Annotated in this window: 11 protein-coding genes; 9 read left to right on the top strand and 2 right to left on the bottom strand. The window is 39.2% G+C overall.

From position 1 onward, the window contains the following. The first annotated feature begins 132 nt into the window (after positions 1-132). Entirely contained in the window at positions 133-2,061 is a 1,929-nt protein-coding gene (gene nagB / locus HJC33_RS04485; protein WP_171657604.1) for a glucosamine-6-phosphate deaminase, read from the top strand. Between the two features lie 38 nt (positions 2,062-2,099). On the opposite strand, the gene HJC33_RS04480 is transcribed toward nagB, so the two are convergent. Continuing rightward, positions 2,100-2,846, bottom strand: coding sequence for a DeoR/GlpR family DNA-binding transcription regulator (locus tag HJC33_RS04480; RefSeq protein ID WP_171657603.1), 747 nt, complete (start codon positions 2,844-2,846; stop codon positions 2,100-2,102). A gap of 195 nt (positions 2,847-3,041) precedes the next feature. Here HJC33_RS04480 and HJC33_RS04475 point away from each other — a divergent pair, with 195 nt between their 5' ends. The 8 genes from HJC33_RS04475 (at position 3,042) to HJC33_RS04440 (ending at position 14,018) form a co-directional block, all read left to right on the top strand. Then, positions 3,042-5,999 (top strand): SusC/RagA family TonB-linked outer membrane protein, encoded by a 2,958-nt coding sequence (locus tag HJC33_RS04475; protein WP_246245488.1) that lies wholly within the window; start codon positions 3,042-3,044, stop codon positions 5,997-5,999. A gap of 14 nt (positions 6,000-6,013) precedes the next feature. Continuing rightward, entirely contained in the window at positions 6,014-7,351 is a 1,338-nt protein-coding gene (locus HJC33_RS04470) for a RagB/SusD family nutrient uptake outer membrane protein (RefSeq protein ID WP_171657601.1), read from the top strand. A gap of 87 nt (positions 7,352-7,438) precedes the next feature. After that, entirely contained in the window at positions 7,439-8,920 is a 1,482-nt protein-coding gene (locus HJC33_RS04465) for a glycoside hydrolase family 10-like protein (RefSeq protein ID WP_171657600.1), read from the top strand. A gap of 1 nt (position 8,921) precedes the next feature. Beyond that, positions 8,922-9,398, top strand: coding sequence for a GNAT family N-acetyltransferase (locus HJC33_RS04460; protein ID WP_171657599.1), 477 nt, complete (start codon positions 8,922-8,924; stop codon positions 9,396-9,398). A gap of 7 nt (positions 9,399-9,405) precedes the next feature. Next, positions 9,406-10,680 carry an MFS transporter gene (locus HJC33_RS04455; protein WP_171657598.1) on the top strand — a complete coding sequence of 425 codons (1,275 nt, stop codon included), beginning with the start codon at positions 9,406-9,408 and terminating at the stop codon, positions 10,678-10,680. Then, on the top strand, positions 10,673-12,277 hold the full coding sequence (locus HJC33_RS04450) for a glycoside hydrolase family 3 protein (RefSeq protein ID WP_246245487.1): 1,605 nt from the start codon (positions 10,673-10,675) through the stop codon (positions 12,275-12,277). Before HJC33_RS04455 ends, HJC33_RS04450 begins: the two co-directional genes overlap by 8 nt. Continuing rightward, complete coding sequence (locus HJC33_RS04445) at positions 12,274-12,939, top strand: class I SAM-dependent methyltransferase (RefSeq protein ID WP_171657596.1); 666 nt, start codon at positions 12,274-12,276, stop codon at positions 12,937-12,939. The genes HJC33_RS04450 and HJC33_RS04445 overlap by 4 nt, the downstream gene beginning before the upstream one ends. Next, positions 12,936-14,018 carry an anhydro-N-acetylmuramic acid kinase gene (locus HJC33_RS04440; RefSeq protein ID WP_171657595.1) on the top strand — a complete coding sequence of 361 codons (1,083 nt, stop codon included), beginning with the start codon at positions 12,936-12,938 and terminating at the stop codon, positions 14,016-14,018. Before HJC33_RS04445 ends, HJC33_RS04440 begins: the two co-directional genes overlap by 4 nt. Here HJC33_RS04440 and HJC33_RS04435 read toward each other — a convergent pair. After that, entirely contained in the window at positions 14,015-15,223 is a 1,209-nt protein-coding gene (locus tag HJC33_RS04435; RefSeq protein ID WP_171657594.1) for a multidrug effflux MFS transporter, read from the bottom strand. The genes HJC33_RS04440 and HJC33_RS04435 overlap by 4 nt on opposite strands. Positions 15,224-15,392: the final 169 nt, after the last annotated feature.

The following is a 15,392-nucleotide window of genomic DNA, read 5'->3' as shown; positions in this document are numbered from 1 at the left end:
TTCCGTTTTTGTTATTGAAACATCAATAAATAGTTAAATAAAGCATATTACAGCAAATAAAAAAGCAAAAAACAGCAAATATGAGTATTCTTAGTTATATTTGCCCCGATAAAAGTCTAAAATCATCCAACTATGGCATCATCAAAAACTTTGGATTACCCAATTGATGAGGAATCCAAAAAATTTGAAAAAATCAACACTAAAATCCATGAAAGCTCCCAAGAAGCTTCTTTGTGGGTGGCAAATGAAATTGCACAACTGATCAAACAACGTCAAAAAGAGGGGAAAAATGCTGTGCTGGGCTTAGCTACCGGTTCAACCCCAACAAAAGTTTATGATTATTTGGTTCAATTCCACAAAGAAGATGGATTGAGCTTTAAAAATGTAATCACCTTCAACTTGGATGAATATTATCCAATGGAGCCTGATTCCATTCATAGCTATGTTCGGTTTATGAACGAACACTTGTTCGACCATATTGACATAAAAAAGAAGAACATCAACATCCCAGATGGAACACTGGACAAAGAAGATGTTCGGGAATTTTGCAATGCTTATGAAGATAAAATTCAAAAAGCCGGCGGCATTGACATTCAAATTTTAGGAATTGGTAGAACAGGACATATCGGATTCAACGAACCTGGTTCTTCCCTAAAAAGTAAAACCCGTATGGTTCGCTTGGACAGGGTAACAAGATTGGATGCTGCCAGCGACTTCTTCGGATTGGAAAATGTACCCGCTAAAGCCATAACCATGGGGGTTGGCACAATCATGGCTGCCAAAAAAATCATTTTGATGGCTTGGGGCGAAGGCAAATCAAACATTATCAAACAATCTGTTGAAGGTGAGATTAAAGAAAGTATTCCTGCAACTTTCTTGCAACACCATGAAAACTGCCATTTCATTTTAGACCCAGCATCTTCATCATCCTTAACCAGAATAAAAACGCCTTGGTTAGTTAGCGAATGTGATTGGAATGATAAATTGGTTAAAAAAGCGGCTCTTTGGCTATCCGAAAAATTGGACAAAGCCATTTTAAAACTTACCAATGAGGACTACAACGAATATGGTATGGGCAATTTGGTGGCGGATGTTGGCTCTGCAGAGCACATCAACATTAAAGTGTTCAATGAACTTCAAAATACGATAACGGGATGGCCTGGTGGAAAACCAAACACGGATGACAGCAGAAGACCGGAGAGAAACACTCCTTACCCCAAACGTTCCCTAATCTTTAGTCCGCACCCTGATGATGATGTTATTTCAATGGGAGGCACTTTGCTGCGATTGGTAGACCAAGGACATGAGGTACACGTAGCCTACCAAACTTCTGGTAACATTGCAGTATTTGATGACGAGGTTATAAGGTTTTTGGATTTTGCCACAGATGTTCAGGAAAATAATAAAGAGCTGGAGAAAAAACTATCCGATGTACGGGAATTCTTGAGCACTAAAACACCGGGGCAAATTGATAGTCCAGAAATCCAGAAAATTAAGGGATTGATCAGAAAAGGTGAAGCCTTGTCTGCATGTAGATATTGTGGAGTTGACGAAAAGAACGCACACTTTCAAAACCTTCCATTTTATGAGACTGGCGCGGTTAAGAAAAAACCACACTCCGCAGAAGACATTCAACTGACCTATGACTTGTTGAACGAAATTAAACCACATCAAATATTTGCAGCAGGAGACCTTTCCGATCCTCACGGAACACACAGGGTATGTCTACAGGTAATTTTTGAAGCAATGAAAAAATTGGTCGAGGACAAAGTAGACTGGATAAATGATTGCTACCTATGGCTGTACAGAGGTGCATGGCAAGAATGGGACATTGCTGATATGGAAATGGCAGTACCTATTGGTCCAAAAGATATGGAACGTAAGAAAAATGCAATTTTCAAACATCAATCGCAGAAGGATGCGGCAATGTTTCCTGGAAATGATGAAAGAGAGTTTTGGCAACGCGCCGAACAAAGGAACAAAGAAACAGCTAGGAAATACAATAGTTTAGGAATGGCCGAATACGAAGCTATGGAAGGCTTTGTTAGGTATATATTCTAAGTAGTTGATTGAAAGGCCCTTTAAAAAGGGCCTTTTTTTTACATCAACTCAATCTTTCTGCGATACAAATCCAGTTGGGCATCATCTTTCTCCAACTCAGTAATTAGAACATGAACGGAATCTATTTCGCAAATCTTATAACGCTGTACAGAGTTTATTTTTTCTGATATTGAAGGTACCACCACTTTTTTAGAAGCCCTTATCATAGCCTTTTTCAGCTGTACTATTTCCCAATCAAATTCTGTAATTCCATCAGTGGGATGCATACTGTTCACCCCTAAAAAACAAATATCCACTTTAAGCTCCGAAAGCACTCCAATAGGTCCACCTCCAATAGTAATTTGAGAGTCTTTGTTCACCTTGCCCCCAATAAAAATGATTTCAATATTGGGTTTGGGCAACAATTGAACCGCAATTGGCAGACTTGGAGTAAAACATGTAATCTTAAGATAAGGAGGAATCAATCTTGCAATTTCTTGATTGGTGGTTCCTCCAGTCAACAACACTACTTGACCTGCTTTTAACAATGAAACTGCTTTTTCAGCAATTTTCGACTTTTTCTCAAGTGAATAAATTTCACTATTCGCATAGTTATAGTGATTAAACCCCAAGGAAATGGCTCCTCCGTGAACACGTTTCAGCTTATTCTTATCGTGCAATTCTTTAATATCCCTCCGCACCGTGTCCGGCGAAACTTTTAAAATCTCCGCGATATCCGTCAATAAAACTTTGTTATGAATCCGCACTTCGTTCAAAATGACTTGATGGCGTTCTTCCTTTAGCATGGTTGTGTTATTTAAGCAAATGTAAAAGTTTTAATGTTTTAGTAAATAAATGCAAAAAATAGCTTCCATAAAAGCTAACATCTAAAAATATTGCAAAAAATTGCAACATTTTCGATTATTTGCATATTTTTGAATACAGCTCGATTTTATTAAAGCTAACTTTAAAAATTAATGCTTAACTCAAAAAACAACTTTATGGACGGAAAAATTTTGCGTCGACTGTTGCTTGTGGCTTGCTTGGCGCTTAGCGTCTCTGCATTCTCCCAAAGCCAGTTTACCTTTACGGGAACCATAACTGAAAGTGGTACAGATTTACCTGTGACCGGAGCTTCAGTTTTTATTGAAAACACCTCATACGGTGCTGTCAGTGATTTTGATGGTAACTATAGCTTTACAGCTGATTTACCTTCAGGAACTTACACACTGACTGTGAGTTCTTTGGGATACTCAACCCAAAAAGTCACTGTGGATTTGGGTAGCAACCCAGCCATTACCACAGACATTTTGCTTGAAGAAGATATTTTAAGCTTGGATGCCGTTGTGGTTACTGGAACTGGTACCGGAGTGAACAAAAGAACTCTGGGCAATGCCATATCATCGGTAAAATCCGAAGACTTGGTAAATAATGCGGCAACACAGGTTGATCAGGCCATTGCTGGAAAGATAACCGGAGCATTGGTACAACAAAACTCTGGAGACCCCGCAGGGGGAATCAGTATTCGGTTAAGAGGGCCAAGTACAATTTCTGGAAATTCGGATCCTTTATATATCGTAGATGGAATTATTATCAGTAACTCCAGTAACGAATTGGTTGACCTTGGTGGCAATGCACAAAACCGTTTAGCAGACATCAACCCTAATGACATTGAAAGAATAGAAGTCATAAAAGGTGCGGCAGCAGCGGCCATATATGGATCTAGGGCAAGTAATGGTGTGGTCCAGATATTTACCAAAAAAGGTAGAACAGGGGAACCAAAATTTACTTTCAGCACAAACACAAGAATCAACGAACTACGCAAAAAAATTGATTATAACGAAGTTCCTTTGGCCTGGGAGGTTCCTACAGATCGCTCAAACCTAAATACAGTTGCTGTAGAACGTTATGACTTGCAAGATGAAATCTTTGAATCTGGATTTGGGGTGGAAAACTATCTTTCCATGACGGGCGGTTCGGAAAAAACCACATATTACCTTTCTGCTTCTCAATTAAGTAACGAAGGAATTGTAAAAAACACCAACTTTAAGCGTTACGGATTTAAAGCCAACCTTACCCAACAAGCATTTGATTGGTTGAATATTACCGGCGGATTCAATTTCATAAGAAGTACTAGTAATGACATTCCCAATGGGGGGATAAATAGTGCTTACGGGGCCATTACGGGTTTCGTGTTTAGTGATAACTCCGTAGACCCTTCACCCGATGAGTCTGGTGTTTATCCTGTTACTTCTTTGTTGGTGCCAAGAACAAATCCTGCCGAAGCCGTTGCAAGATTCGATTTTGGTCAGAAAACAAACCGCTTTATAACGAGCATAGGTTTGGATGCTAACATTACGGATAAGTTGAGTGCCAAATATACCTTGGGTATGGATTACTACAACCAGTCTGCAACAGCGTATATCCCCATCAACAATACATCTCCAAATGCTGACGGTTATGCAAGAAGGGCTGATTTGAACAATTTTCAATACAACTCAGACCTCAACATTACCTATAAAACGGACATTACTGAAACTATAGCTTCCACATCAACACTTGGCGGATCCTGGCAATATGAAGAGCGGGAAAGTATTGGTATAAATGCAACTGGTCTTCCACCGGTAGTACAGACTGCGGCCGGAGGAAGTATTTTGGAACAAGGAGAGAGCCGCTCTAAAGTTTCTTATTGGGGCGCTTTTTTCCAGCAATCCTTTGCATTCAATAACAAGATATATGTAAACGGTGCAGTCCGATTGGATGGTGCTTCTACTTTTGGTGAAGATGAGCGAAATCAATTATACTTTAAAGCTAGTGGCTCTTACGTCATTTCAGATGAAGATTTTTGGAAAAATACCTTCGGAAGCACTATTAGCTTATTCAAATTAAGAGCTTCATGGGGGCAAGCAGGTAACCTTACAGCCTTAGGAGCTTTTGATAGATTTTCGGTATATAACCCTTCTGCCTTGACAGGTTCAGTAAGTTTGATTCCATCAACGGCTCAAGGAAACGAAAATCTAAAACCTGAAAGACAAGATGAAATTGAATTTGGTTTTGATGCTGGTTTATTGGACAATAGACTAGGAATTGAATTTTCATATTACAAACAAAAAGTAACTGATCTTTTATTACCAAGAGTATTGGCTCCATCCAGTGGTTTTGGCTCAAGATTTGAAAATGTAGGAAATCTCGAAAATACAGGGGTAGAAATCCTATTGAGAGGTGCTCCTATTAAGAGTGAAAATTTCAATTGGGATATTACCGCTACTTTTTCAAAAAACAAAAACGAAGTAACCAGCGTTGCAGGTGGAGGTAGATTGGCACTGTCTGGTAGTTTTTCTACCAACTATGTTATTGAAGGTGAACCTTTGGGTGTTTTCTACAGACAATTTTATGCAAGAAACGAAGACGGTTCAATTGCTCTGGACGATGACGGATACCCTTTCCGTGGTACCACTGAAGATGGAGAATCATCCAAGGTATTGGGAGACCCCAATCCAGATTGGTTTGGTTCGTTGATCAACGAGTTTTCTTATAAAAATTTCGACTTAAGGGTACAATTTGATGCGGTTCAAGGCTTCGATGTCTTCAACTGGAACAGAAGATTGTTGGATAACGTGATTTTTGGTGGTGGCGCACAAGTAGGTGAAGAGCTCTTGGGCAATCTACCAAAAGGCTATGGAAGTGCCCAAGCTAGCATTTTTGAAGAATTTGTTGAAGATGGCTCCTTTGTAAAACTTAGAGAAATAGCCTTAAGCTACAATTTCAACCCAAAATGGGAACACATAGACAATGTAAAAATTAGCCTAGTAGGACGAAACCTTATTTCTTGGGACGACTATTCCGGATGGGACCCAGAAGTAAGTGCTGCAGGACAGAGCAATGGTGTACGCGGATTTGATTTTTCCACAGTACCTATACCAAGAACATATCAATTGGGCTTTAACGTTAGTTTCTAATTCTAAAAAAATTGATGATGAAAATATATAAAAACACCACAATAAAACTGATGTTATTGCTAACCTCTATGATTGCAATCACATCATGCGATACTGATTTTGAAAATCCCAATGCCGCAACAGATGAACAAGTATTCTCTTCAAGGGAAGGTATTTTGGCATTAAGCATAGGGATGCAGGAGCTCTACTCCACTACAGGAGTACGATGGATTGTTGAAACACCAGCAATTACAGCTAGAGAAGGTGGGATCACCACAACTTTTCAGAACATGATCGAACTGGAAGATGGTGGCGATATTCCAAATTCCAACTCCAATGTAATAGGCCTATGGTCCACCATGCTCAGGGTTATTGGCATTGCCGAGGATATTGCGGCCAATGCAGGCAATATAGATATTGATGCAGGTACCCAGAGTGGTTTGATTGCTTATGCAAAACTTTACCATGCCATGAGTATCGGTGCCATGGCACAAAACTATGAGCAAGTAATCATAGCTACTTCTGAAGACAATCCTCCCTTTGTAAGTAGAATTGAAGGTTTCAATACGGCCATTAGTTTGCTGAATGAAGCCAAAACTGCCATAGTTGCAGACCCAATTTCAGCAGAATTTGAAGCTGAAATATTGCGCGGTGAAATTGACCTGGAAAATACTATAGAAGCTATGTTGGCAAGATTCAATCTATATGCTGGCAATTACGATGCCGCTATAACAGCAGCATCTTCAGTTGATCAAACTTCTGGTTCTGTATTCACCTATGACTCTCAAAATCTAAATCCTATTTGGAGTAGAGTATTCCAAAATAGTGCCCCTAATTTTAAACCAAGAGACAATTTTGGTCTACCAGACAGCTTTACTTTTGATGCTGCGGATGGAAGGTTTGATTTTTATTTGGTTGCCTTGGATGAATTGAACCAAAACCAATTACCTATTGAGGATTTGGCAGGATTCTTTGACGGAGATACAGAATCAATCCCAGTTTACCTACCCGATGAAATGAACCTCATCATAGCAGAAGCCAACCTCAGAAAGAGTTCTCCTGACACGGAGGCTGCAATTACAGCATTGAATTTAGTATTAACAGATACCGATGACATTTTTGGGGTAAATGCAAATGTAGCCGCTTATGCAGGCGACACATCGGTTGATGCACTTTTGGACGAGGTTTACAAAAATCGTAGAGCGGAATTGTTTCTAACAGGATGCAGTTTAGAGGACAGTAGAAGATTCGGCCGTCCGGAACCTACACCAACCGTCCAAAATTTTGACGAGGAACGTAATAGGAATTTTTATCCATATCCTATTACGGAAAGGGACAACAATACCAATACACCAACTGACCCTTCAATCTAATGAATCTATTTGAGTAGTTAGTTTTCATAATTAAATCCAAGTGAAAAGGCCTACATTTAACATAATAAGTAGGCCTTTTTTACCCTAATGCATAAAATTAAATACATATTCTCCCTATTGCTTTGCGTGGCTTGCGCAACGGTAAAGGCTCCAAAAACAGAGTTTAGAGGATTTTGGGTGGCAACTGTAATCAATATAGATTGGCCAAAAAATGCCAAGGATGACCCACAAAAACAAAAACAGGACTTTATTGAAATTCTGGATTTTTACAAAAAATTGAACTTTAATGCTGCCATCGTTCAAATTAGAACAGCCGGTGACGCTTTTTATGCCAGTGATTTGGCTCCATGGTCCAAATACTTGACCGGAAAACAAGGAAAAGCTCCTGAAGGATTTGAAAATCCTTTGCAATGGATGATTGATGAAACCCATAAACGAGGTATGGAATTTCATGCTTGGTTGAATCCATACAGAGCTACCTTTGATTTAGACACCACTGCATTATCCAACACACATGATTTTTACCAACATCCAGATTGGATGATCAAATATGGAAAGAAATATTACTACAATCCTGGATTGCCAGAAGTTCAAGATAAATTTATCAACATCATTTCAGAGTTGGTTGATGCTTATGAAGTGGATGCCATCCATTTTGATGATTATTTCTATCCCTATAAAGTAAAAGGAGAAACATTCAATGACTCCATCACTTTTCAAACCTATGGTTTGGCTGAACAAACGTTGTCCGATTGGCGAAGAAGCAACGTGGACTCACTGGTTAAAAATGTCCATAAGGTCATCAAAAAGCGTAAACCTTGGGTACAATTTGGAATCAGCCCCTTCGGAGTTTGGAAAAACAAAAGCACAGACCCCAAAGGTTCAGATACCAAAGCGGGGCAAACCACTTATGAAGACCTATATGCGGACCCGCTCCTTTGGGTAGAAAAAGGTTGGTTGGACTATTTGGCGCCCCAAGCTTATTGGAGTATGAACTACCCTCCTGCTGCCCATAAAGAAATTGTCTCATGGTGGGCAAACGCGACCCCAAATACTAATTTATATATTGGCAACGGCACTTATAAGATCAAAAATAACCCTGATAAGGCTTGGGAAAAAGAAGGTGAAATTCCAAAACAGCTTTCCTTGGCCAGAAAACAAAATAACGTTGACGGCAATATCTTTTTCAGCGCAAAATCACTTATCGAAAAACATCCGGAAGTGACCCATAAACTTCAAAAAAGATTTTATGGGCATGCTTCAAAAAACCCTATCCCCTTGAATAATATTAAAAGAGTTGTCTTGTCGCCCGTTATAACATCAAACCAAGAAAATGGTAGAATGGAAATTTGTATTTCGCATAATGATTCCATTCCACGTACCGTCAATTACTATCTAAGCAACCAAAAAACCTTGATAGCAAAAGACTATCTTTCGGAAAGTCAACATAAGGCATGCTTTGAACATTTCTTTTCCCAAAAACAACTGCATAAAGGGATTAAAATTTCTATAAGGGATGCCTACGGCAATGAAAGCCCTTTGAAAATGCTCAACTTTAAATCTGATTGATATGCAAGATATGTTAGTGAGATTACTCGATTTGCCAGACATTTCCAAAATTGAAAACTATCATTTGGAAATAGAACAAATCATATTCAAAAGACCAATTCCACCTGAAAAAAGTATTGTTGTAAATTGGGTGAGGGAGAATTTCAGCAGGAATTGGGCCGATGAAGCGGAAAGGGCTTTCACTTCACTTCCATCCAATTGTTACATTGCCCAGCGCGGGCAATCCATTTTAGGATTTGCATGCTTTGAAGTCACCGCTAAAAACTTTTTCGGACCTACTGGGGTACTTCCGTTGGAGCGAGGAAAGGAAATTGGCAAAGTACTGCTCATAAAATCTCTAACTGCAATGCAAGAAATGGGTTATACTTACGCCATTATTGGCGGCGTTGGCCCTGCCTCTTACTATACAAAAGCTGTTGATGCCAAAATCATAGAAGATTCAGAACAAAGTATCTATCAAAATCTGTTGAAACACTAAATACCGCATGGCACAAAAAGATAAAAATGCTTGGCTTTGGATACCTACACTCTACTTTACACAAGGAATTCCTTATATCCTAGTGGTAACGGTCTCCGTAATCATGTACAAGCGCTTGGGCATCGGTAATGCCGAAATTGGACTCTACACCAGTTGGCTTTACTTGCCATGGGTCATAAAACCTTTGTGGAGTCCTTTGGTTGATCTTAATGGAACCAAAAGAAAGTGGTTTTTAAGCATGCAACTTTTAATTTCATTGGCTTTTTTGGGAATTGGCATTTTTCTGCCCTCCAACTCATTCTTTACCATATCATTGGCTTTCTTTTGGATGGTGGCCTTTGCTTCGGCAACCAACGATATTGCATCAGATGGGTACTACATGATAGGCTTGACACAAAAAAAGCAATCATTCTTTATTGGGTTGCGCAGTACTTTTTATCGATTGGCAATGGTAACCGGTCAGGGGCTTTTGGTCATTTTTGCTGGATTTTTGGAACAAAAATATGGAGACAACACCAAGGCATGGTCCCTAACCATGATTTGTGCGTCAATTCTCATGCTTGCAATGACAGTTTCCAATTTTTTTGCCACTCCCAAGTTTGAAGTATCAAAAACAGAAAAACAAGAAAAACCTGCAGGTTTCTTAGAGGTATTTATTTCCTTTTTCAAAAAGAAACAAATTGGAATTGCGTTACTGTTCATCCTAACCTATCGCCTTGGAGAATCACAATTGGTAAAAATGGCTTCTCCTTTTCTTCTAGATAAACTCGAAGTAGGCGGGTTGGGTTATACCACAGAAGCCGTTGGAACCATTTATGGAACCGTTGGCGTGATTATGCTTTCTCTTGGCGGTATTCTTGGCGGTATTCTCATCTCTAGAGATGGATTGAAAAAATGGATGTTTCCAATGCTACTGGCATTAAATCTCCCAAATGCACTTTACGCTTTGCTGGCCATAACACAGACGACCAGCATCATTGCGGTTACCGGTACCGTTATTTTGGAGCAATTTGGCTACGGATTTGGATTTGCGGCTTTCTTGATTTACCTCATTTATGTAGCGGATGGAGTTTCAAAGACTTCCCACTACGCTATTGCTACAGGTTTTATGGCATTGGGTATGATGCTCCCTGGAATGTTGAGCGGATATATCCAAGAATGGTTGAATTATGATGGATTCTTTATTTGGGTGGTCATTGCTGCCTTTCCTGCTTTTATTGTGCTAAAATACCTGAAATATCCAGCAGAGTATGGTAAAAAATCCATTGAAAAAGATGCATAAGGATTTATATACATATCAACTTTCAAAAATTGAACTTTCCTTAAAAGAAAAAGTTGGGCAATTGTTTATGCCTGCTGTTTTTATAAATGATACAGAGGAAGAAGTCCAGCAAATGGAAGATTTGATCCAAAAACATTGTATTGGTTCTATTTGCTTCTTTCATAGCAGGGCCAGTGCTGCCACAAATTTTGAAGGCAAGAAAAAAGTAGTGTATAACGAAAAAAGTTATGACCGCTTAAAAGAGCTTATTTCGAGATACCAAAAAGCAGCAAAAGCACCTTTATTGATCGCAATAGATGCCGAATGGGGGTTGGCCATGCGCATTGAAAACACACCACAATATCCATATGCAATAACACTTGGCGCTCTTACAGATAAAGAATCACTTATTGAAGAGGTTGGATTTCACATAGGAGTTGATTGTACAAAAGCCGGTATCCATTGGAACCTATCTCCAGTCGTGGATATTAACAATAATCCGCTAAATCCTGTAATTGGATATCGATCATTTGGTGATGACAAAAACAAGGTTACAAAAAAAGCAGAAGCCTTTATCAAGGGAATGAACCACACAGGAGTGCTTAACTCCATCAAACATTTTCCTGGGCATGGCGATACTGCCACAGATTCGCATTTAGGTCTGCCCATCATTGACAAATCTCTAGATGAGCTTAAAAAAACTGAGCTTCATCCATTTCAAGAACTCATCAAGAACGGAGTGGATTCGGTAATGGTAGGTCATTTATCATTGCCCCAAATTGATTCGGAACAACCTTCGACTACCTCTTTTAAAATAGTTACGGAATTACTTCGACAACAACTTGGTTTTAATGGAGTAATAATTTCCGATGCCCTGAACATGCATGCGGTATCCAGAAAATATCCCCAAAAAGGCAAACTGGAAGAAGCCGCATTTAAAGCAGGAATGGATGTCCTCTGTTTTAGTGAAAATGTGGAAGAAGGCATCGAAAGTATTCTAAGTTGGGCATCAGAACATCGAATACAAGAGAGTTTTGAAAGAATATGGTTGCTCAAAGAAAAAACCTTCATGAAAAAAAAAATCGAGGGAATTGTTCCCTCTAAAAGTCATTCTGAGCTGAACAAATTGGTAGCTGAACAAAGCTTGACCGAACTTTACGGAAATCCTACAAAAGCTCAACTAATGAAAACCTCCAAATTTATCAACCTTATGTTCGGAAACCCTTCTGAAAGTATTTTTTCATCCAAAATACAGGAAGAGTTTGGAGCTGAATCTTTGGAACTTGCCAAAGACTTGACCACACTTGAAAAAAAACTAGAGGAAACTCAAAATATTGCGCTTTCTATTTTTCCCCCATCAATTAAACCCAAAGATTTGTTTGGGTTCGACCCAAAACAATTGGAATATATAAAAGAGCTCATCGCCACCAAAAATGTGCTTATTTATGTATTCGGAAACCCTTTTGCATTGGATGTTCTAGGATTAAACCCTTCATCCAATGCCGTTGTGGTTTATCAGGATTTTCCCGTTTTTCAAGAAGCGGCCTTCAATCATTTTAAAGGGGTTTTAAAAGCTAAAGGAAAGCTTCCAGTGCAACTTAAAACATTTAGAATATGAAAATGGATACCATTGCCTCTTGGAAAAAAAATGCTGCTGAATGGATAAAAGTCATTCAAAATGAAAGTATTCCATCCAGAAAGTTCACCAACACAGCCATTCTGGAGACCTTGAAGGACTGCAAAGGAACAAAAGCTGTGGATATAGGTTGCGGAGAAGGTTGGCTAACCCGGGAAATGGGCAAAATGGGATGGAATGCAACGGGTGTAGATGCGATTGAAAGTTTAATTGTTGAGGCAAGAAAAAAAAGCTTGGACACCTTTACTATTTTTACCTACGAGGATATCATGTCTGGGAAAGCCATTGAAAATGCACCTTTTGATGTGGCCATTTTTAATTTCTGTCTGTATGCCAAAGACAATCTTCCCTTGCTCTTGGACAATACTTTGAAACAACTTACAACCAAAGGGGCGCTGGTGATTCAAACGTTACATCCTTATTTTTTAATTCAGAATGGATTTCCCTATAAGAGTCAATGGCTGTCCGATTCCTGGAAAGGGTTGCCTGGAAATTTCACGGATGGGCACGCTTGGTATGCAAGAACCATGGATGATTGGATAAGCGAAATGAACACTTTAACAAATGTTCGTTTTTCATTCAATGAAATTCTGAATGATGAAACATTACCCATTTCATTAATCATCAAAATAGAAAAAGTATGAGCAGCTATAAAGTTTTGGGATTAATGTCTGGGACTTCCTTGGATGGATTGGACATGGCCTATTGTATTTTGCGGGAAGAGCATGGGCAATGGAAATTTACAATTGAACACACCAAAGATGTTTCCTATTCCATAGAAATGCGGGAATATCTTAAAAATGCCATCCACTTGTCAGAACAAGAACACGAACAATTGCACAAGGACTATGGTGTGTGGTTAGGTGAACAATCCAAAAAATTTATTGAAGAAGAGGGTTTAGAAGTTGATTTTATAGCCAGTCATGGACATACCTCACATCACAGGCCAGAAGAAGGGTTCACCTTTCAGTTGGGAGATGGACAATTATTGGCCAACACTTCTAAAAAACAAGTTATATGCGATTTTAGAACAAAGGATGTTTCACTTGGTGGACAAGGAGCTCCGTTGGTTCCCATTGGAGACCAACTGTTGTTTGCTGATTTTGATTTTTGTTTGAACCTAGGAGGTATCAGCAACATTTCTTTTGAAAAGGGTGGTAAACGTATTGCTTACGATATTGGTTTGGCCAACATGCCACTGAATTATATTACCCAAAAAATCGGTTTGGAATATGATGAAAATGGAAAAATAGCTCAATCTGGAAAGTTGGATGAAGATTTGCTCCAAAAGTTGAATGATTTGGCCTACTATCAACTCCCCTATCCTAAATCTACAGGTTATGAATGGTTTACGGAAGATATTGTTCCCGTAATAGACGCTTCAAATACTTCAGAAGCCGATTTGCTCCATACATTTATTCATCATAATTGTGAACAGATCGCTTCAGATGTGCACCAACATACAACAAACCCCATAAGCAAGCTATTGGTCACCGGTGGAGGTGCTTTGAATGAGTTTTTCATGGAAACCCTTCAAACTAAATTAGGCCAAAGTATTATTTTGGAAATACCCTCCAAAACATTGATTGCCTACAAGGAAGCTTTGGTCTTCGCTTTAATGGGCGTATTGCGATTAGAGGGACGAACCAACGTATTAAGCTCCGTTACCGGGGCAAAAGAAGATTCAAGCAGCGGTGAAATCTATTTCCCCACTGATGATTAAACCGTAGCCAATTTTTTAGGCTTTCTGACGATTATAAAAAGTAAAAGAGAAAAAATACCACAAACAGCCAATCCTGTGAATAATGGCCAAACGCTATTCTCCACAAATCCACCTATAAAAGTAGCAATTGGGATGGCCAAAACTGTTGATACAAAACCATTAATGGCCGCTCCAATTCCTGCAATATGACCAATGGGTTCCATTGCAATAGAACGGAAATTCCCCCACATAAACCCAAGACAGAAGAATTGTGCAGAGAGAAAGGCTACCAACACAACTATGCTAGGATTGCCCGAATTGAAAAATAAAAGGGTATATAGCAAAGCTATAATGGTGAAAGCAAAAGTTGCCATCCATGAAAGCTTACGCATTCCAAATCGCATCACTAAGGTTCCATTTAAGAATGTGGAAAGTCCAATGGATATGGCCAATCCTGCAAAAATGTATGGAAATGCCTCCTTCATGGCGTATTGGTCTTCAAATATATGTTGAGCGGAACTCAAATAAACCAAAAATGAGCCTGTTACCAATCCGGAAATAATGGTAAACACAACTGTTTCCTTGAATCGGACAAATTCCTTTAATCCATCAACAAAAACATGACTGGAAAAAGGAACCTTATATTCAGGCCGAAGGGTTTCTGGTTGTCTTTTCCAAAACCAAGCTGCAATGATGACAGCAAAGACCAACTGAACATAAAAAATGGCTTTCCAACCCAATCCATCCAAAATCAACTTACCAATCGCTGGTGCCACCACAGGAACCAAAATAAAGAACGCGACCACAAAAGACATTACCCGAGCCATGTAATCTCCTTTATAGGTATCTCTAATGATGGAAATAGCGATAGTACGTGGGGCCGAAAGTCCAATTCCCTGTAGAATTCTTCCAACAACCATTACCCCCAAGGATTCTGCGTAGAGGCATATCAAGCTAGCAATGATAAAGAGGATAAAACCAGCATAGACCACAGGCTTTCTGCCATAACAATCCGATAATGGCCCAAAGAACAGTTGCCCTACCCCTAATCCTAAAAAAATCATGGTGACCAACATCTGATTATCTGTAGAATCAAGACTATGAATGGCCACCCCTATGTTGGATATAGCAGGCAGAATTGCATCAATGGCCAATGCCACGATAGACATTAATGCCGCCATTAGGGCGATAAATTCAAAATTTGGCTTCTGGGTTTCGTTTTGCATTCGGCAAAATTAGACATCCCCGAAACAACCAAGAAGCTTTTAAGAAAGTATTAAGGTTAAGTTTCTGAGAATTTTCAAGTTATTCATAGTGTAAGGTCGAGCGCAGTCGAGACCCTTTTAAAGTTCGTTTTCAACTTTTAAAAGTGCTTACAGTAATAATTGAAATATC

Origin of the sequence: Flagellimonas amphidinii (assembly GCF_013090115.1) — a bacterium.
GTDB classification, from domain to species: Bacteria; Bacteroidota; Bacteroidia; order Flavobacteriales; family Flavobacteriaceae; genus Flagellimonas; species Flagellimonas amphidinii.
The sequence above is the reverse complement of the archived record's forward strand: the minus strand, read 5'-3'. Positions and strand labels throughout refer to the sequence as shown.